The following is an 18,191-nucleotide window of genomic DNA, read 5'->3' on the forward strand; positions in this document are numbered from 1 at the left end:
TTCGCGCTCAGGTTTCGTCCGGCGTCTTGAGGTCGAGGCTGAGCGCGTGCAGCCCGGTCTCGAACTCGGCCTTCAGCGCCTCGTTCACCGCCCGCTGCCGCGCCACCCGGTTCATCCCCCGGAACGCCCCGGCCACCATCCGCAGCCGGTAATGCGTCTCGCCCGCCTCCGGCGCGTGGCCCGGCCCGGTCATCCGGCCGATATGGCTGGCGTGTTTCGCGCTGTCGTCCTTCAATTCCAGCAGCTCGGGGGCGAAACATTCGCCGAGGATCGCGCGGATTCGGTCGGATCGTGATGTCATGGGTGGATTGTGCGCCGCCGCCGCCCGGTTGCCAAGACGCCGACAAAGGGCAAATTAGCGGTCATGACGAGACTATGCCCATGACCCGGACCACCCGCCGCGTGCGCGCCTTCGCGCCCGACCCGGATGCCCCGGGCCGCGCCTGCGACATGCCCGACTGCGACAAGCCCGGCGAATACCGCGCCCCCCGCTCGCGCGAGAATTTGCGCGACTGGCACTGGTTCTGCCTTGAGCATGTCCGCGCCTACAATGCCGGCTGGGACTACTACAAGGGCATGAGCCCCGGCGAGATCGAGGCGCATCTGCGCGCCGACACCGCCTGGCAGCGCCCGACCTGGCCGCTCGGCCGCGCCGGCGCCGTCGGCGAGGCGGTCGAGGCCGAACTCGCCGCGTTTTCCGGCATCGGCCGCCCCCGCCGGCCCGAACCCGAGCGCGCCCCGCCGGAGCTGCGCGAGGCGCTCGATGTGCTTGGCCTCGCCTGGCCCGTCACCCGCGAGGCGGTGCGCGCCCGCTACAAGGAACTTGCCAAGCGTCACCACCCCGACGCCAATGGCGGTGACCGCAGCGCCGAGGAACGCCTCAAGACCATCAACCTCGCCTATGCCACGCTGCGCTCCCGCCTGCCGGCCGAGGGGCAGCCCCGCGCCGCCGCCGGCGCCTGATCCCTTGCGCGCCGCGCCATGGCGAGTAGTCTGACCCCGAGCTGTGAGGATGAACGACCGATGAACAATATCGCTGCACTGGCCGAAACCCGCGGCACGCCGACCTCGGCGATCAACCTGCCGGACCGCACCGTCTCGGCGCGCGAGGTCTTCGGCATCGATTGCGGCTTCGACATCCCGGCCTTTTCCGAGCGCACCGAACACGTCCCCGAGACGGACGACACCTACCGCTTCGACCCCGAAACCACCATCGCCATCCTCGCCGGCTTCGCCCTCAACCGCCGGGTGATGATCCAGGGCTATCACGGCACCGGCAAGTCGACGCATATCGAGCAGGTCGCCGCCCGCCTCAACTGGCCCTGCATCCGCGTCAATCTCGACAGCCACATCTCCCGCATCGACCTCGTCGGCAAGGACGCGATCGTGCTGAAGGACGGCAAGCAGGTCACCGAATTCCGCGAGGGGCTGCTGCCCTGGGCGCTGCAGCACCCCTGCGCGCTGGTCTTCGACGAATACGACGCCGGCCGGCCGGACGTGATGTTCGTCATCCAGCGCGTGCTGGAGGTCGAGGGCAAGCTCACCCTGCTCGACCAGAACCGCGTCATCCGCCCGCATCCGGCCTTTCGCCTCTTCGCCACCGCCAACACCGTCGGCCTCGGCGACACCACCGGCCTCTATCACGGCACCCAGCAGATCAATCAGGGCCAGATGGACCGCTGGAACATCGTCGCCACGCTGAACTACCTGCCGCACGGCCAGGAAGTCTCCATCGTCATGGCCAAGCTCGGCATCTCCGAGGCGGATGCCGCGGAGAAAAAGCGGATCGAGAGCATGGTCGCCCTGGCCGATCTCACCCGTGCGGGCTTCATCAACGGCGACATCTCGACCGTGATGTCCCCGCGCACCGTCATCACCTGGGCCGAGAACGCCCGCATCTTCAACGATGTCGGCTTCGCCTTCCGCCTCACCTTCCTCAACAAGTGCGACGAGGCCGAGCGCGCCACCGTCGCCGAATACTACCAGCGCTGCTTCAACGCGGAGGTTGAAACCGGCGTGCATCCCCGCCGCGGCGCCTGATGCCGGCCGAACCCTCCCGCAGCGAGGAATTCAAGCGCGCCACCGCCGGCGCCATGCGCGCCATCGCCGGGTCGGACGAGGTGCAGGTCGCCTATCAGCCGGGTGCGGCGGGCCTCGCCGGCAAGCGCGCCCGCCTGCCGGCGCCCACCCGCGCCCTGCCGCCGGCCGAGATGGCCCGGCTGCGCGGCATCGCCGATGCGATGGCGCTGCGCCTGCGCCATCACGACGACGCCATCCACGCCGCCCGCGCTCCCGTCGCCCGCGACGCCCGCGACGCCTACGACGCGCTGGAACAGGCCCGCGTCGAGATCGTCGGCGCCGCCCACATGCAGGGTGTCGCCGCCAATCTCCAGCGCAAGCTGAACGAGGATTCCGAGGCCGAGGGGCTCGACCGGATGAGCCGCGCCGAGCAACTCCCCACCGCCCAGGCGCTCGGCCTGCTCGCCCGCCAGCGGATGGACCCGGCCTCGATCCCCGAGTCCGCCCGCCACATTCTCGACCTCTGGCGCGAAACCCTCTCCGGCGACGCCGACCAGGCGCTGGACGATCTCGCCGCCGAGCGCACCGACCAGGACGCCTTCGCCCGCGCCGCCCGCCGCCTGCTCGCGGTGATGGACCTCGCCGAGGCCGAGTCCGAGGCCGAAGAAGGCGAGGACAGCGAGGAACAGGGCGAGCAGGGCGAACAATCCCTCTCGCAGGACAATTCCGGCGAGGGCGAGCCGCAGACCCGCGAGGACGACCAGGACCAGCTCGCCGAGGCGCCAGATCAGCTCGAATCCGAAGCCTCCGACGCCGAGGCCGACGAGGAGACCGACGACGATTCCGCCGCCGCGCCGGACGAGGCGCCCGCCGGCCCGCAGCAGCGCCGCAAGCCGGTGGAGGATGACACCGGCGCCGCCTACCACGCCTATACCCGCGCCTTCGACGAGGAGGTCAGCGCCGCGCAGCTCTGCGATCCCGAGGAACTCGCCCGCCTGCGCCAGCAGCTCGACCAGCAGCTCCAGCATCTCCACGGCGTGGTCTCCAAGCTCGCCAACCGCCTCCAGCGCCGCCTGCTCGCCCAGCAGCAGCGCGCCTGGGATTTTGACCTGGAGGAAGGTTTGCTCGATGTCGGCCGCCTCGCCCGCGTCGTCGCCGACCCGCTGCTGCCGCTCTCCTTCAAGCGCGAGCGCGAGATGGAATTCCGCGACACGGTGGTGACCCTGCTGATCGACAATTCCGGCTCGATGCGCGGCCGGCCGATCTCGGTCGCCGCCATGTGCGGCGACATCCTGGCCCGCACGCTGGAGCGCTGCGCGGTGAAGGTCGAAATCCTCGGCTTCACCACCCGCGCCTGGAAGGGCGGGCAGAGCCGCGAGAAATGGGTGGCGGACGGCAAGCCGCGCAATCCCGGCCGGCTGAACGATCTCCGCCACATCGTCTACAAGGGCGCCGACGAACCCTGGCGCCGCGCCCGCCGCAATCTCGGCCTGATGCTGCGCGAGGGGCTGCTCAAGGAAAACATCGACGGCGAGGCCCTGGCCTGGGCCTATCGCCGCCTCTGCGCCCGCCCCGAGCACCGCCGCATCCTGATGGTCATCTCCGATGGCGCGCCGGTCGACGATTCCACCCTCTCGGTCAACCAGGGCAGCTATCTCGAACGCCACCTGCGCGATGTGATCCGCGACATCGAAAGCCGCGACTTCGTCGAACTCGTCGCCATCGGCATCGGCCACGACGTCACGCGCTACTATCGCCGCGCCGTCACCCTGGTCGACGCCGAGGAACTCGGCGGCACGATGATGAAGAAACTCGCCGAACTGTTCGACCAGGACGCCGGCGAAAGCTGGGCCCGCGCCGCCGCCCTCCGCGCCCCGCTGGTCGCCTGAGCCGAAGGCAGGGCGCGGCCGCTCAATCCGCCGAGGTGAGCCGGAACTCGATCCGCCGGTTCTGCGCCAGGTCCTTCGGCGTGTCGCCGCTGGCGATCGGGTGATCCGCGCCGAACCCGGCCGCCACCACCCGGCTCTTCGGCACCCCATCCGCGATCAGCAGATGCAGCACGGAAAGCGCGCGCGCCGCCGAGAGGTCGAAATTGTCCTTGTACGGCCCGCCGGTGATCGCCTCCTTGTCGGCATAGCCGGTGACGCTCAGCACCCAGTTGATCTTGGCGGGGATCTTCGGCGCGATCGTTTCGATCGCCTGCGCCACCTTGGCGATCTCCGCCTTGCCCGTGGCCGAAAGCTGCGCCGAGTCGGAGGGGAACAGCACCGCGCTCTCGAACACGAAGCGGTCGCCCACCACCTTGATGTCCTTCTGCCCCGCCAGCGCCTGGCGCAGCACGCCGAAGAACTCGCTGCGATACTGTTCGAGCGACTGCACCTTGCGCGCCAGCGCCTCGTTCAGCTGCTTGCCGAGATCGGCGATCTGCACATGCTCTTCCTGGTCCTTCTTCTGCGCCGCATCGAGTGCGGCGGCGATGGTCGCGAGCTGCAACCGCAGCGCCGCGATCTGCTGGTTGAGCAGGCTGACGGTCGCGATCTCCTGAGCGTTCAGCTTCACCTGCCCGGCGAGCTTTCCGCCCGCCGCCGCCACGGCGGCGCCGAGCGTCGCGGTCTTCGCGTTCAGCGCCGCATTGGCCGAGCTCAGCGTTGAATTCGCCGCCATCAGCGCCGCTTCCCGCGTCTTCGTCGCCTTCATCAGCGCCGCCATGCTGGACAGCTCGTCCTGCAACGAGGCGGTCTTCGCCTTCTGCAATGCCAGAACCTGCGAAAGCTGCGCGATCTCGCTGCGCAGCGCGCCGATCGTCTTGTTCCGGCTCGACAGCGCCACCGAGAGAAACGCCTCCGCCAGGACAAACACGAGCAGCACGAAAATCGTCACCATCAGCAGGGTCGACAGCGCGTCGACATAGCCCGGCCAGATCTCCAGCCCGTTGTTGCGGCCGCGAATGGTGCGCGCCATGGCTCAGCCCTTCGCCTCGTCGAACCGCGCCGCCACGGTTCTGGTCAGGATCTTCAGGTCGTGGCGCAGATCGGCCAGGCCCTGCACGCGCCCCTGTTCCGCCTCGGCGATCAGCCGCGCCATCAGCAGCTCGATATTGCGCAGATGCGCCCGCGCGACCTCGTTGTCCTTGCGCTCCTCGCCGCGCTCGACGATGCGTGAAAGCGCCGCCACCCCTTCGCCCACCCGCAGCATCACCCGCTGCGAGGCCTGGATCGATTCCGCCAGCACCGTCATCCGCTCGCTCAGCACCTGGATCGTCTGCGCCGTCTCGCCGCGCCCCTCCTCGCTGCGCATCAGCAGGCGCTGCAGCGATTCGACAGTCTCGGCGCTCTGCTCCAGCACCGCCTGCACATAGGCCGGCAGCCCCCCTTCCGCCTCGGCGGCGATCGCGCCGCTCGAAACCCGCGTCAGCCCGGCGAGCCATTCCTCCAGATCGTTGAAGAAGCGGTTCATCGCCTGGCCCGCCGTCAGGTCGAGGAACCCCAGGATCAGCGCGCCCGACAGCCCGAACATCGAGGATGAGAACGCTGTGCCCATCCCCGCCAGCGGCCCGGCGAGCCCGGCCTTGAGCTGGGCGAACATCCCGTTCACATCCCCGCCCGCGAGGTTCATCGCCGCGATCACCGCGGCCACCGCATGCACCGTCTTCAGCAGGCCCCAGAACGTCCCGAGCAGGCCGAGAAAGATCATCACCCCGGTGACATAGCGCGAGGTCTCGCGGCTTTCGTCGAGCCGGCTGGCGATGCCATCGAGCATGGTGCGCATGCTGGCGACCGAGAGCGTCACCCGCCGCCCGTCATCCTGCCGGCCGCCGAACATCCTCGCCATCGGCAGCAGCAGCCGCGGCTTCGGCCCATGCTCGATCGAGGCGCGCGAGCGCTGGAACCGCTCCACCCAGTCCACTTCCGGGCTCAGCCGCATCACCTGCCGCAAATTCCAGAAAATCCCGAACACCTCGACCACCGCGATCACCGAATTGACCACCGGATTGGCGAGGAAGAACGATTTCAGCACCGGCGCGAGGAAAGCGGCCAGGCCATAGACCACCACCAGAAACACCAGCATGCGGATCAGGTAGCTGTTCGGGCGGGTCATGTTCGCTCCAGTTCAGGGAAGGGTGCTCAGCGTCACGCGGTCGTCCGGCGCATCTGGCGCATCGCCGAGTGCCTGCACGATGATACGCTGCGCCGGAATGCCGGCGGCGACCAGCATGCCGCGCACCGCGAGCCCCCGCCGCAGCGCCAGCCGCCGCGCCTCCGAGGGGTCATCCGAGCCGCCCGGCGCGGTCGCCCGCACCAGAAACCGCAGCCCGCGCGGCCGGGAGGCGGCGAGAAACCGCCTGACCGAAGCCGCCGCCGCCGGGCCGGGCGTCGCCTCGTCGCCCGGAAACACGATCACGAGCGGCGCCGGCGCCACTGGTTTTGCCGGCGGTTTGGGCGGCGGGGCAGGGCGCCTGGTCGCGATGACGGGCGGCGGCGGCGGCGGCATCGGCAGCCGCGCCGCCGCCACATGCGCCGCCACAGGATGTTTCACCGCATGTCTCACCGCGCGATGCGCCGGTTTGCGATGCTCTGCAATCCGGTGGTCCTCCCGGCGATCCGGCATCGCGCGCCGCGTCACCGCCGGGTTCCGGGCCGGCGCGGGGCCGCCGAGCTGGCGCAGCGCCTGCGGATTGACGACAACCTGTGCCCCCGCCGGACCCGTGAGCATGACCGCGGCCGCCGCGCACGCCGCAAGGAAAAAACCCTGTCGCATTCCGCCCGACATTAGCGCATGTCTCCCATGCCGCTCAATGCCGACCAGCTCGGGCCGACCAGCTCGGGCCGGCCAGCTCGGGCCGGCCAGCTCGGGCCGGTTCGTTTCAGGCCCTGGCACTCTCCAGCGCCGAGGCCGCCAGCTCGCGCAGCCGCGCATGAATATGCGGATTGCCGGCGACGATATCGCCGGTCACCGCATCGCTGCCATCGGGTGCCGTGGCGTAGCCGCCGGCCTCGCGCACCAGCAAGGCGCCGGCGGCGATGTCCCACGGATGGGTGCCATATTCGAAATAGCCATCGAACCGCCCGGCGGCGGTCCAGGCGAGATCGAGCGCCGCCGCCCCCATCCGCCGCACGCCCGCCGTCTCGGGCATCAGCGCGCCGAGCACGCGGGCGAAGGCGAGGCGGTTGCGCGGCGCGGTGCGGGCGAAGGGAATCCCGGTGGCGAACAGCGCGCTCGACCACTCCCTGCGCGAGGACACGCGCAGCCGGCGGTCGTTCAGATAAGCGCCGGCGCCCTTTTCGGCCCAGAACAGCTCGTCCAGCGCCGGCGCCATCACCATCGCCGCGGCGATCTCGCTGCTGCCATCCGCCAGCCGCTTTTCCAGCGCGATCGAGATCGCCCAGTTCGGAATCGCGTGCAGGAAATTGGTCGTCCCGTCGAGCGGATCGACGATCCACCGCCACGCCCAGTTCTCCGAGCCATGCGCGCCGCTTTCCTCCATCAGGAAGGCGTAGCCGGGCCGGGCGCGCTCCAGCTCCTCGCGGATCGTCTGCTCGGCGCGCATGTCCGCCTGGCTGACGAAGTCGGACGGCCCCTTTACCGAGACCTGGAGATGCTCGACCTCGTTGAAATCGCGGATCAGCCGGCGCGCGGCCTTCTGGGCCGCGGCGACCATGATGGTCATGTGCGCGGAACGGCGGGGTGTCATGGCTCGTTACTCCGGAAAACGGTCGGGCGCGGCGGCTCCGCCGCGCGCGGCCTCAGCCCTTGGCCCGCTCGACGTAGGTCGAATCCTCGGTGCGGACGACGATGCGCTCCCCCGCCTCGATGAAGGGCGGAACCATCACCTTCACCCCGTTCGACAGCTTCGCCGGCTTGTAGGAGGAGGACGCGGTCTGCCCCTTCACCACCGGATCGGCCTCGACGATATCCAGCGTCACCGTCGCCGGCAGGTGGATGCCGACCGGGTCGCCCTCCACGAGATCGACGATCACCGCCATGTTGTCCTGCAGGAACGGCGCCTGGTCACCCAGCAGGGCTGCCGGCACCAGAAACTGCTCGAAGGTTTCGCCGTCCATCAGCACGAGATTGTCGCCGTCGGTATAGGAATAGGTGTAGTCGCGGTTGTCCGTCATCAGCCGCTCGACCGTGTCGGCGGTGCGCCAGCGTTCGTTGGTCTTGTTCCCGGTCTTGAGGTCGCGCATCTCCACCTGGATGAACGCGCCGCCCTTGCCCGGAGTGATGATCTGCTGCTTGAGCACCGTCCAGCGGCGACCATCATGCTCGATCACCTGGCCGGCGCGGATCAGATTCGCCTGCTGCTTCATGAAATGACACCCGATCTTGGATAAGGATGGGGCGGCTTAGCCCGCCGCGCTGCTTTGGGCAAGTTTTCGCTCCGCCGCGACCAGCGCCGCGTGGATGATCCCGAGCCCCTCGCGATGCCAACGCTGGACCGATTTGTGGTCCGCCCCCAGCACGCCGCCGAGCCTGCGCCAGGGAAACAGGTGCCGCCCGGTCAGCGGATGGGTCAGCGCCCGCGCGCCCAGAATCCGCCGCAGCACGAACCGCTCCTCCGGAATCGCGGCGAGCCAGCCGAGCGCCTCGTCCATCCGGTCGATCTCCGCCCCCGAGGGGTGCGGCGGGCGGATGCGCGAGGCCTCCCAGCCATAGGCGTCGAGCGCGCTGCGCACCACCTCGTAGCGGCTGATCCGCAGATGCGGCGAATAGCCCCGCTCCGGCAGCGCCAGCAGGCACGCCCCTGCCGCCTCCAGCCGCTGCGCGATCGCGCCGATCGGGTCCGCCGCCCCGCTCACCGCCGGGCAGGGGCCGATCTCCACCCGCCGCGCCGCGCCGGCGGCGCCGATCCCCGAGCCGAGCACCTCGCCCGCACGCCGCACCCGAATTTCGGCCGCGCGATGTGCCCGCGCCGCGCTCATCGCTCATCCTCCCGCCCGGGGGCGGCGAGAGGAACGAACGCCGCGCCCTCCAGAATCGTCCCGCGCGTCAGCAGCCCCCAGGAGCGCGGATGCCCGGCCGGCAGCGGCGGGCGGTTCGGATCGTCCTCCGGCGGCGGCTTCGGCCGCGCCGCCTGGCTCGGCCCGCCGGCGGCGCAGAGCCGCCGCCCGCGCTCGATGATCGTGTTGCGCGACAGGCCGAGCACGGCGGCAATCGCCGCCCAGGTCGCCCCGTCCCCCCGCATGCGGCGGATCGTCTGGTCGGCGGCGTCGGTCCAGATGCGGCGTTCGGGCATCGCTCATCTCCTTCGTGGATGAGTGTATTGTTAGTAGATACGCTAACGTGCGTCAATAATACTAACATCATGGAGCGACGGAACTGAGCCCCCGGCACACCGCCAGGCGCATCAGTCCGAACAACAATATATTGATAAATCGATGAAAATAGGCGAAGGCGCCAAGCCGGAAAAAATTTCAGTCCAGCGCGAAAAACCGGGCGCGGAGCAGAATATCGGTCTCCAGCGCGGTGCGGACGGCGGCTTCTCCGTTAGTATCCGCGACAACCACGACGGCGGCGAAATCCGGCAGCGTCCCCCGCGCCCGGCCGAGAAACAGCTCCGTCAGCGCCAGCGCCGCGGGCCCGCGCGGCACGCAGCAGGCGCAGCCGATCCCGTGCCCCGGCCGCGCCGGCGCCACGCCGAACCGCGCCACCGCCGCCACGTCGGCGGGCGGATCAAAACCCTCCTGCACCAGCGCCGCCTCATCCGCTCCCGCCGCGCCGCCGAACCGCACGCCGATCCGCATCGTCACGCTCCCTTCGCTCCGCCGCCGCGCCGTCCCGGCGCCGCCGTCACCACCAGCCCGGCGAGCACCAGCGCCGCCCCCGCCCAGCCCGCCGCCGGCAGCCGCTCGCCGACGACGAGTACCGCCAGCACCGCCGCCACCACCGGCTCGACCAACGTGATCGTCGTCGCCACACTCACCGGAATCCGCGCCAGCCCGAGGCCGAAGCAGAGATAGCCGAGAAACATCGGCACCGCCGCCATGTAGATGCCCACCGCCGCATTGCCCCAGGAGTCGAGAAAGGCGCCGCCGGTCGCCAGCAGCACCGGCATCAGCAGCGCGCCGCCGATCCCGAACGTCGCCCCCATCGCCACCATCGAGCGGACGCCGCGCAGCATCATCCCCCGCGCCGTCCAGGCATAGAGCGCATAAGTCAGCCCGCCGACGAGGCCGAGCGCGATGCCGAGGCTGCTCCCATCGCCCGCCGTCGCCCCGGGTTCGGAAAGGGCAAGCAGCGCCATGCCGGCAATCCCCGGCAGCGCGCCGGCAACCCAGCGGGCGGAGAGCCGCGTGCCGGCGAGCGCGCGCTCGATCAGTGCGGAGAAGATCGGCGCCGAGCCGAGCGTCACCACCGTTCCCACCGCAACGCCGGAGAGCCGCATCGAGCTGTAAAAGGCGAGGGGATACAGCGCGACCGCGACGCCCCCCGCCGCCAGCAACCGCCCGTGCCGCGCCAGCGCCGGCAGGTCGCGCAGGATGCGCGGTGCGGCGAGCAGCGCCTGCAACAGCCCGCCGATCCCCATCGCGCAGGCGCCGATCGCCAGCGGCCCGACCGCGGGCGCGAACGTCGCCGCCGTGCCCGTCGTGCCCCAGACCAGCGCGGCGAACAGCACCGCCGCCACCCCGGTCGCGAATCCGCCGTCGCGCGGATGCGCGCCGTGTTTGTCGTGCGGATGCGCGCCGTGTTTGTCGCGCGGATGCGCGCCGTGTTTGTCGTGCGGATGCGCGCCGTGTTTGTCGTGCGGATGCGCGCCGTGTTTGTCGCGCATGTGCGCGCCCTGGTTGTCGCGCTCGCGCGCGCCGTCGCCTCCGGTCCCCGTCATCCAGCCCTCCATCTCGTGGGCTATTTCCCGCTTCAGCGCCGCCTCCGCAATCCGGCGGCCTTCATGCCGGGAATGTCATGGCCTTCAGCAACAGCGAGGCGGCGAGCAGCAGCATGGTGACGCCGACCACCCGGTCCAGCACCCACCACGCGGCGGGCCGGCCGAACACCGGCCGCAGCGCGCGCGCGCCGAAGCCGAGCGCGGCGAACCACGAAAGGCTGGCGCTCATCGCCCCGGCGGCGAAAACCGGCCGCAGCGCCGCCGGCTGCGTCGCCCCGATCGCGCCCAGCAGCAGCACGGTGTCGAGATAGACATGCGGGTTGAGAAAGGTGAACCCCGCCGTCGCCAGCAGCGCGCGGCGCAGCGTCACCCGCTCGCCCGCGCCAAGGTCGACGGCCGTCGGCGCCCGCCGCCGGAGCGACGCGATGCCGTTCCAGCCGAGAAACGCCGCCCCGCCCAGCGTCAGCGCCAGCGTGAAGCGCGGCGCGGCGCCGATGAACGCGCCCACCCCGCCCACCCCGGCGGCGATCAGCACCGCATCCGCGAGGGCGCAGAACGCCACCACCGCGCCGACATGCTCGCGCCGCAGCCCCTGCCGCAGCACGAACAGGTTCTGCGCCCCGATCGCGACGATCAGCGCCGCCGAAGCCGCATACCCGGCGAGAAAGGAAGCTGCATATCCGCTCATGCGTCCGCCTATGGGCGCGCCGGACAAAACAGGAAAGCTTGTTTTTCTAATGTCGATGAAGCATCGCTTCACCCGTGCTGGATTATCCCGCCCTTGCCGCCCTGCGCGCGGTGCTCCGCGAAGGCAGTTTCGAGCGCGCCGCCGCCGTGCTCGGCGTTACCCCGTCCGCGATCTCCCAGCGTGTCCGCGGTCTTGAGGAGCGGATCGGCGCGGTCCTGGTCATCCGCGGCCAGCCCTGCACGCCGACCGCGCTGGGCAGCCGCCTCTGCGCCCATGCCGATCGCGTTCACCTGCTCGAAGCCGATCTCGCGCCGCTCCTGCCCGAGGCGGCCGCCGGCCATGCGCCAACCATCCGCATCGCGGTCAACGCCGACAGCCTCGCCACCTGGTTCCCCGACGCCATCGCCGGTTTCGGCCGCGATGGCTCAACCCTCCTGGACCTCGTGCTGGATGACGAATCCCGCACCGCCGCCCGCCTGCGCGCCGGCGAGGTGCTGGCCGCCGTCACCGCCGATCCCGATCCCGCCCAGGGCTGCCGCACCATCCCGCTCGGCGCCCTGCGCTATGCCGCCTGCTCCAGCCCCGCTTTCCTTGCCCGCCATTTCCCGGATGGCGTCACCGCCACCGCCCTGGCGGCCGCCCCGCATCTGCGCTTCGACCGGCGCGATACGTTGCAGGCGCGCTGGGCGCAGGCGGCGCACGGCGTCAGCCTCGCCGGCCCCACCCATTTCGTGCCCTCGCCGCACGCCTTTCTCGATCTCGCCTTGGCCGGCCTCGGCTGGGGCCTGCACCCGCTCGCCCTCGCCGCGCCGCATCTCGCCGCCGGCCGCCTCGTCGAACTCCCCCCGGCCCAGCCGCTCGACGTCGCTCTCTACTGGACGGCGGCCCGCCTCCACGCCGCCCCGCTGCGCCGCCTGACCCGCGATGTCGCCGCCGCCGCCCGCCGCCATCTCGCCTGATCCCGCCCGGCGTCACGCGCCCCCGCCGCCGCCGATTGGAATTCTCGCGCCGTTCCTATATCTGCTTGCATCATGACCGGAATTTCACTTCTCGAAGCCCTCCGCCACCGTGTCCTCCTGTGCGACGGCGGCATGGGCTCGCGCGTCCAGGCCCTCACCCTCGATACCGAGCGCGATTACTGGGGCAAGGAAAACTGCACCGAGGTGCTGAACCTCTCCCGCCCCGACCTCGTGCGCGAAATCCATCGCGGCTACTTCGAAGCCGGCGCCGACATGGTCGAAACCAACAGCTTCGGCGGCTCGCCCATCACCCTCGCCGAATTCGAGCTGGGCGACCGCGCCCGCGAGATCAACCGCATCGCCGCCGAACTCGCCCGCGAGGCCGCCGAAACCTTCGCCGACGGGCGCGACCGCTACGTGATCGGCAGCGTCGGCCCCGGCACCAAGCTGCCCACCCTCGGCAACATCGCCTACGACCCGCTCGAAGCCGGCCTCGCCGAGCAGTGCCGCGGCCTGATCGAAGGCGGGGTCGACGCCATCCTGATCGAAACCTGCCAGGACACGCTGCAGATCAAGGCCGCCGTCAACGGCGCGAAGATCGCCCGCGCCGAGCTGAACCGCGATACCCCGATCTTCGTCCAGGTCACCGTCGAAACCACCGGCACCCTCCTCGTCGGGCCGGACATCGCCGCCGCCGCCACCGTGATCGAGGCGCTCGACGTGCCGCTGATCGGCCTGAACTGCGCCACCGGCCCGCAGGAAATGGCCGAGCATGTCCGCTACCTCTCGCAGAACTGGCCCGGCCTGATCTCGGTGCAGCCCAATGCCGGCCTGCCCGAGCTGGTCGATGGCAAGACCCATTACCCGCTCGCCCCAGCCGAACTCGCCACCTGGCTCGAACGCTTCATCCGCGAGGACGGCATCAACCTCATCGGCGGCTGCTGCGGCACCTCCACCCCGCATATCGCCGCCCTCGACGCCATGCTCCGCCGCAATGGCGAAATCCGCCCCGCGCCGGTCCCGCGCAAGCCGGTCTGGATGCCCTCCGTCGCCAGCCTCTACGGTGCCACCCCGCTGCGCCAGGAAAACGCCTATTTCTCCATCGGCGAGCGCTGCAACGCCAACGGCTCGAAGAAATGGCGCGAGCTCCAGGAAAAGCACGACTGGGACGGCTGCGTCGCCATGGGCCGCGAACAGGTCGCCGAGGCCTCCAACGCGCTCGACATCTGCACCGCCTTCGTCGGCCGCGACGAACTCGGCGAAATGTCCGAGGTCATCACCCGCTTCACCTCCTCGGTGAACGCGCCGCTGGTGATCGACTCCACCGAAACCCCGGTCATCGAGGCCGCCCTCAAGCTCCACGGCGGCAAGCCCATCATCAACTCGATCAATTTCGAGGATGGCGAACACATCGCCGAAGAGCGCATGGTGCTCGCCCGCAAGTTCGGCGCCGCCGTCATCGCCCTCACCATCGATGAGGTCGGCATGGCCAAGGAGCCGGCGCAGAAGCTCGAAATCGCCACCCGCCTGGTCGATTTCGCATGCCGCAAGCACGGCCTCCCGCAATCCGACCTGCTGATCGACCCGCTCACCTTCACCATCGCCACCGGCAACGAGGACGACCGCAAGCTCGGCCTCTGGACCCTCGAAGGCATCAGGCTGATCCGCGATGCCTTCCCCGACATCCAGATCATCCTCGGCCTGTCCAACATCTCCTTCGGCCTCAACCCCGCCGCCCGCGCGGTGCTGAACTCCGTCTTCCTCGACCACGCGGTAAAGGCCGGCATGACCGGCGCCATCGTCCACGTCTCCAAAATCCGCCCCCTGCACCTCATTCCGCCCGAGGAAGTGCAGGTCATGGAAGACCTCATCTTCGACCGCCGCCGCGAGGATTACGACCCCCTCCAGCGCGTCCTCGAAATGTTCGCCGACCGCAAGGCCGCCGACGCCGTGAAAAAGGTCAAGGCCGACACCGTCGAGGGCCGCCTGCGCGACCGCATCGTCGATGGCGACCGCAAGGGCCTCGCCGACGATCTCGACGAGGCGATGAAATCCCACGCCCCGCTCGACATCATCAACAACCTCCTGCTCGATGGCATGAAAACCGTGGGCGAACTGTTCGGCGCCGGCAAGATGCAGCTCCCCTTCGTCCTGCAATCCGCCGAAACCATGAAGGCCGCCGTCGCCTACCTCGAACCCTACATGGAGCGCGTCGAGGGCCAGCAGAAAGGCACCATCGTCCTCGCCACCGTGAAGGGCGACGTCCACGACATCGGCAAGAACCTCGTCGACATCATCCTGACCAACAACGGCTACCGCGTCGTCAATCTCGGCATCAAGGTCCCCCTGGCCGACATGGTCGCCGCCGCCAGGGAACACCGCGCCCACGCCATCGGCATGTCCGGCCTCCTCGTCAAATCCACCGTCGTCATGCGCGAAAACCTCCAGGAAATGTCCCGCCAGGGGCTCGACATCCCCGTCCTCCTCGGCGGCGCAGCACTCACCCGCAACTATGTCGAGGAAGACTGCGTCGCCGCCTACGCCTCCGGCCGCGTCGCCTACGCCCGCGACGCCTTCGACGGCCTCCATCTGATGGACAAGGTCACCGGCAACGGCTTCGACGATTACCTCGCCGCCCTCCAGTCCAAGCGCCGCGGCAAGGCCCGCAACACCAAACGCACCCTCGGCCAGGCCGACGCCCGCGGCTTCGCGCCGGTCGACATCTCCGCCGTCCAGGCCCGCCGCCGCCGCCTCACCCGCGAAACCCCCGTCCTCACCCCGCCCTTCTGGGGTGCGAAAATCATCGAGGCCCCGCAGAAAGCCCTCGTCCCCTACATCAACGAACGCTCCCTCTTCCAGTTCCAGTGGGGCTTCCGCAAGCAGGGCAAGTCGCTGGAAGACTTCATGGGCTGGGCCCGCCAGGAACTCCGCCCCGTCATGAAGCGCATGCTCGACCTCTGCGCCGCCGACTCCATCCTCAAGCCCCAGGCCATCTACGGCTACTGGAAAGCCGCCGGCCAGGGCAACGACCTCATCCTCTTCGCCGAGGACGGCGCCACCGAACTCGCCCGCTTCACCCTCCCGCGCCAGCCCCGCGACGACGGCGAATGCATCGCCGACTTCTTCCGCGACGTGGACGACGCCGAACGCGACGTCATCGGCCTGCAAGTCGTCACCATGGGCGAAAAAGCCTCCGACACCGCCCGCGCCTGGTTCGAGGAAAACCGCTACCAGGACTACCTCTACCTCCACGGCCTCTCCGTCGAAATGGCCGAGGCCATGGCCGAATACACCCACAAACGCATCCGCGCCGAACTCGGTTTTTTCCGCCGAAGACGACCGCGACATGGAAAAAATGCTCGCCCAGTCCTACCGCGGCTCACGCTACTCCTTCGGCTACCCCGCCTGCCCGAACCTCGAGGACCAGAGTCTTTTGCTCCGCCTCCTCGACGCCGAACGCATCGGCGTGTCGCTCTCGGATGAACTCCAGCTCCACCCCGAACAATCCACCAGCGCCATCGTCGTTTTGAACCCCCACGCGAAGTATTTCTCCGTGTGAGGGGTCAGGCGGGGGAAGGGGAGCAAAAGAGCTTCTTTTTGAAAAAAGAAGCAAAAACTTTTGCTCAGCATTTTGATTATATGTTGGGCAAAAATGAAATTATTTACGTATTTTTACAAAAATGTTTTTGAAGATAAAACCATGATTATATCGAAACCGAAAAATTTCTGTCAAAGTCATCGCGATTTATGCTGCCAATGCCATTTTAAATGCTTCATTTGAAGCGTCTTCTTCAATAACATCTCCAACCTGCGCCAATATATTGTATAAATTGCCCATCTCAGTAATGTTTTTGACAACAGAAATGGTTTTTGGTGCGTTCTTCAACAGAGCTATATCATTAAGCGCCGCGTGCGCGTAATAAACTGACATGGCGTGATTACCTACCGCTTTAAACGCGGCTGTTTGCTTCCCCTTTTTAACAACGGCAGTAATATCCCACTCACGGCTAGATGCGCCCCGAAAGTCCGGGATACTTTCAACGTTGGACGCTCCGAATAAAGCGGTCAATTTCTCAAGTAGATGAGAGGCAACTTCACCCTCACCTTCGTTTTGAATACGCGCAACTGCCTGATGTGTTGTTTCAGTGGAAACGCCAGAAATATCAGTGATAGTAGCAGCAAGCTGCTCAAACGTCGCAATTGCACTGAATGATCTGTCGAGAAACTGCACGCCTATCCTATCCGCCGCCTTTTTGGCTCGACGGACAAAAACCACTTCAGCTCCCACCATTTTTGATTCCCGGTATCCAAAACCGAGATCACTTACCCGAAATGCATTGCCTTCAACGGTTATGCTGACAATCGCTCCGGCGCCACTCGGGTAGAAGCTTGGCACCGAAACGAGACACTCGTTTTTCATCTCACGGACGTGCACGAGGTCCCTAGCCTGAAGTTTTACTTGGGAATGACCTGAACGTGGCGGATAGCCTCGCGTAGCGCTGATTTCTTGCGAGCGTTTTGTGTCCATAAATGGGGCTTGCGGTGCGACTCGATCTGTGATTCGCTCGGGTTATGTTCATCGATGTGGTTCCGAATGGCCGATCGGCGCCGGCCGTGCTGTTGCGGGAGAGTTTCCGCGAGGGGCGGAAGGTTCACAAGCGTACCATCGCCAATCTGAGCCAGATGCCGCCCGCGTTGATCGATGGCCTACGAGCGCTGCTCGCGGGTGGCGCGGTGGTTGGTGGTGCCGATCAGGCGCTGGAGATCCGGCGTTCGCTGCCGCATGGTCATGTGGCGGCGGCACTCGGGATGATGCGCAAGCTCGGGATACCCCGCCTGCTGGGCCGGAGGGCGTCGCGCGAGCGCAGTCTCGCCCTGGCGCTGATCGCCGGCCGGGTGATCGCGCCGGGATCGAAGCTCTCGACCCTGCGCGGCCTGAACCCGGAGACCGCAACATCGAGCCTCGGGCAGATGCTTGATCTCGGTGTCATTGAAGAGCGCGAGATCTATGCGGCGCTGGACTGGCTGGGCACGCAGCAGGGGCGGATCGAACGGGAGTTTGCAAGGCGCCATCTGCGCGACGGCACGCTGGTGCTCTACGACGTCAGTTCATCCTACCTCGAAGGCCGGCATTGCGAACTGGCACACCACGGATACAGCCGGGATCACCGGCCCGATCGGCCGCAGATCGTCTATGGTCTGCTGTGCGATCGCGAGGGGCGGCCGATCGCAGTGGAAGTGTTCGAAGGCAACACCGCCGATCCGGCGACGATCGCCGCCCAGGTGGAGAAACTCAAGCGCCGGTTCCATCTCGAGCGCGTCGTCCTGGTGGGTGATCGCGGAATGATCACCACGGCGCGGATCCGCGAGACGATCAAGCCGGCGGGGGCTGGACTGGATCAGCTGCCTGCGCGCGGGGCAGATCCAGGATCTTGCCGAGGACCGCTGCAGATGTCGCTGTTCGACGAGCGCGATATCGCCGCGATCACGTCGCCCGATTATCCGGGCGAGCGGCTGATCGCCTGTCGCAACGCCGCCCTGGCGACCGAACGACGGCGCAAGCGCGAGGCGCTGCTCGTGGCCACCGAGACGGAACTGGCGCGGATCCGGGATGCGACACGGCGCAAACGCGCTCCTCTTCATGGCGAGGCCGCGATCGGGCTGGCGGTGGGGGCGGTGATCAACCAGCGCAAGATGG

Annotated in this window: 17 protein-coding genes and 1 pseudogene; 6 read left to right on the top strand and 12 right to left on the bottom strand. The window is 68.3% G+C overall.

The window, feature by feature from the left end; all coding sequences use genetic code 11:
* Window positions 1-7: 7 nt before the first annotated feature.
* Window positions 8-301, bottom strand: a complete 294-nt coding sequence (locus ACIDOCELLA78_RS89210) for a BolA family transcriptional regulator (protein WP_201728736.1) — start codon at window positions 299-301, stop codon at window positions 8-10.
* A gap of 74 nt (window positions 302-375) precedes the next feature.
* Between ACIDOCELLA78_RS89210 and ACIDOCELLA78_RS89215 the strand changes: the two genes are divergently transcribed.
* From ACIDOCELLA78_RS89215 to cobT, 3 genes are read left to right on the top strand one after another with little or no spacing between them, the layout of a single operon-like run.
* Window positions 376-963 (top strand): J domain-containing protein, encoded by a 588-nt coding sequence (locus ACIDOCELLA78_RS89215; protein ID WP_201728737.1) that lies wholly within the window; start codon window positions 376-378, stop codon window positions 961-963.
* 60 nt (window positions 964-1,023) lie between these two features.
* The gene (gene cobS, locus ACIDOCELLA78_RS89220; RefSeq protein ID WP_201728738.1) at window positions 1,024-2,040 is read left to right on the top strand and encodes a cobaltochelatase subunit CobS; all 1,017 of its coding nucleotides are present in this window, start codon (window positions 1,024-1,026) and stop codon (window positions 2,038-2,040) included.
* Window positions 2,040-3,908, top strand: coding sequence for a cobaltochelatase subunit CobT (cobT, locus tag ACIDOCELLA78_RS89225; protein WP_201728739.1), 1,869 nt, complete (start codon window positions 2,040-2,042; stop codon window positions 3,906-3,908). The genes cobS and cobT overlap by 1 nt, the downstream gene beginning before the upstream one ends.
* A 22-nt stretch (window positions 3,909-3,930) precedes the next feature.
* Here cobT and ACIDOCELLA78_RS89230 read toward each other — a convergent pair whose 3' ends face one another.
* The 10 genes from ACIDOCELLA78_RS89230 to ACIDOCELLA78_RS89275 form a co-directional block, all read right to left on the bottom strand.
* The gene (locus ACIDOCELLA78_RS89230) at window positions 3,931-4,980 is read right to left on the bottom strand and encodes a peptidoglycan -binding protein (RefSeq protein ID WP_201728740.1); all 1,050 of its coding nucleotides are present in this window, start codon (window positions 4,978-4,980) and stop codon (window positions 3,931-3,933) included.
* Between the two features lie 3 nt (window positions 4,981-4,983).
* Window positions 4,984-6,117 carry a flagellar motor protein MotA gene (locus tag ACIDOCELLA78_RS89235; protein ID WP_201728741.1) on the bottom strand — a complete coding sequence of 378 codons (1,134 nt, stop codon included), beginning with the start codon at window positions 6,115-6,117 and terminating at the stop codon, window positions 4,984-4,986.
* Window positions 6,118-6,129: 12 nt separating this feature from the next.
* A complete protein-coding gene (locus ACIDOCELLA78_RS89240; RefSeq protein ID WP_249675837.1) occupies window positions 6,130-6,732 on the bottom strand; it encodes a hypothetical protein in 603 nt (200 codons plus the stop codon).
* A gap of 151 nt (window positions 6,733-6,883) precedes the next feature.
* Window positions 6,884-7,711 carry an inositol monophosphatase family protein gene (locus ACIDOCELLA78_RS89245; protein ID WP_201728743.1) on the bottom strand — a complete coding sequence of 276 codons (828 nt, stop codon included), beginning with the start codon at window positions 7,709-7,711 and terminating at the stop codon, window positions 6,884-6,886.
* Between the two features lie 52 nt (window positions 7,712-7,763).
* Entirely contained in the window at window positions 7,764-8,330 is a 567-nt protein-coding gene (efp, locus tag ACIDOCELLA78_RS89250; RefSeq protein WP_201728744.1) for an elongation factor P, read from the bottom strand.
* Between the two features lie 36 nt (window positions 8,331-8,366).
* Window positions 8,367-8,942, bottom strand: coding sequence for a DUF6362 family protein (locus ACIDOCELLA78_RS89255; protein WP_201728745.1), 576 nt, complete (start codon window positions 8,940-8,942; stop codon window positions 8,367-8,369).
* Complete coding sequence (locus tag ACIDOCELLA78_RS89260; protein ID WP_201728746.1) at window positions 8,939-9,256, bottom strand: AsnC family protein; 318 nt, start codon at window positions 9,254-9,256, stop codon at window positions 8,939-8,941. The genes ACIDOCELLA78_RS89255 and ACIDOCELLA78_RS89260 overlap by 4 nt, the downstream gene beginning before the upstream one ends.
* Before the next feature lie 178 nt (window positions 9,257-9,434).
* A complete protein-coding gene (locus ACIDOCELLA78_RS89265; RefSeq protein ID WP_201728747.1) occupies window positions 9,435-9,764 on the bottom strand; it encodes a hypothetical protein in 330 nt (109 codons plus the stop codon).
* A 2-nt stretch (window positions 9,765-9,766) separates the two neighbouring features.
* Window positions 9,767-10,846 carry a DMT family transporter gene (locus ACIDOCELLA78_RS89270; protein WP_283770836.1) on the bottom strand — a complete coding sequence of 360 codons (1,080 nt, stop codon included), beginning with the start codon at window positions 10,844-10,846 and terminating at the stop codon, window positions 9,767-9,769.
* Between the two features lie 61 nt (window positions 10,847-10,907).
* The gene (locus tag ACIDOCELLA78_RS89275) at window positions 10,908-11,534 is read right to left on the bottom strand and encodes a LysE/ArgO family amino acid transporter (protein ID WP_201728748.1); all 627 of its coding nucleotides are present in this window, start codon (window positions 11,532-11,534) and stop codon (window positions 10,908-10,910) included.
* Window positions 11,535-11,608: 74 nt separating this feature from the next.
* On the opposite strand from ACIDOCELLA78_RS89275, the gene ACIDOCELLA78_RS89280 reads away from it, so the two are divergent.
* Entirely contained in the window at window positions 11,609-12,493 is an 885-nt protein-coding gene (locus ACIDOCELLA78_RS89280) for a LysR family transcriptional regulator ArgP (protein ID WP_201728749.1), read from the top strand.
* 72 nt (window positions 12,494-12,565) lie between these two features.
* Window positions 12,566-16,052: pseudogene (gene metH, locus ACIDOCELLA78_RS89285) on the top strand (methionine synthase).
* A gap of 186 nt (window positions 16,053-16,238) precedes the next feature.
* Here the strand turns inward: metH and ACIDOCELLA78_RS89290 are convergent.
* Window positions 16,239-16,928, bottom strand: coding sequence for a hypothetical protein (locus ACIDOCELLA78_RS89290; RefSeq protein WP_201728750.1), 690 nt, complete (start codon window positions 16,926-16,928; stop codon window positions 16,239-16,241).
* A 137-nt stretch (window positions 16,929-17,065) separates the two neighbouring features.
* Between ACIDOCELLA78_RS89290 and ACIDOCELLA78_RS89295 the strand changes: the two genes are divergently transcribed.
* A partial coding sequence (locus ACIDOCELLA78_RS89295) for an IS1634 family transposase (protein WP_249675839.1) occupies window positions 17,066-18,191 on the top strand: 1,126 nt, incomplete at its 3' end.

The sequence above is a fragment of the Acidocella sp. C78 genome, from assembly GCF_907164655.1.

Bases quoted from the DNA above. Each gene is read 5' to 3' on its own strand.
- ACIDOCELLA78_RS89210 (WP_201728736.1), bottom strand. From the start codon at position 301: ATGACATCACGATCCGACCGAATCCGCGCGATCCTCGGCGAATGTTTC.
- ACIDOCELLA78_RS89215 (WP_201728737.1), top strand. From the start codon at position 376: ATGCCCATGACCCGGACCACCCGCCGCGTGCGCGCCTTCGCGCCCGAC.
- cobS (WP_201728738.1), top strand. From the start codon at position 1,024: ATGAACAATATCGCTGCACTGGCCGAAACCCGCGGCACGCCGACCTCG.
- cobT (WP_201728739.1), top strand. From the start codon at position 2,040: ATGCCGGCCGAACCCTCCCGCAGCGAGGAATTCAAGCGCGCCACCGCC.
- ACIDOCELLA78_RS89230 (WP_201728740.1), bottom strand. From the start codon at position 4,980: ATGGCGCGCACCATTCGCGGCCGCAACAACGGGCTGGAGATCTGGCCG.
- ACIDOCELLA78_RS89235 (WP_201728741.1), bottom strand. From the start codon at position 6,117: ATGACCCGCCCGAACAGCTACCTGATCCGCATGCTGGTGTTTCTGGTG.
- ACIDOCELLA78_RS89240 (WP_249675837.1), bottom strand. From the start codon at position 6,732: ATGCTCACGGGTCCGGCGGGGGCACAGGTTGTCGTCAATCCGCAGGCG.
- ACIDOCELLA78_RS89245 (WP_201728743.1), bottom strand. From the start codon at position 7,711: ATGACACCCCGCCGTTCCGCGCACATGACCATCATGGTCGCCGCGGCC.
- efp (WP_201728744.1), bottom strand. From the start codon at position 8,330: ATGAAGCAGCAGGCGAATCTGATCCGCGCCGGCCAGGTGATCGAGCAT.
- ACIDOCELLA78_RS89255 (WP_201728745.1), bottom strand. From the start codon at position 8,942: ATGAGCGCGGCGCGGGCACATCGCGCGGCCGAAATTCGGGTGCGGCGT.
- ACIDOCELLA78_RS89260 (WP_201728746.1), bottom strand. From the start codon at position 9,256: ATGCCCGAACGCCGCATCTGGACCGACGCCGCCGACCAGACGATCCGC.
- ACIDOCELLA78_RS89265 (WP_201728747.1), bottom strand. From the start codon at position 9,764: ATGCGGATCGGCGTGCGGTTCGGCGGCGCGGCGGGAGCGGATGAGGCG.
- ACIDOCELLA78_RS89270 (WP_283770836.1), bottom strand. From the start codon at position 10,846: ATGACGGGGACCGGAGGCGACGGCGCGCGCGAGCGCGACAACCAGGGC.
- ACIDOCELLA78_RS89275 (WP_201728748.1), bottom strand. From the start codon at position 11,534: ATGAGCGGATATGCAGCTTCCTTTCTCGCCGGGTATGCGGCTTCGGCG.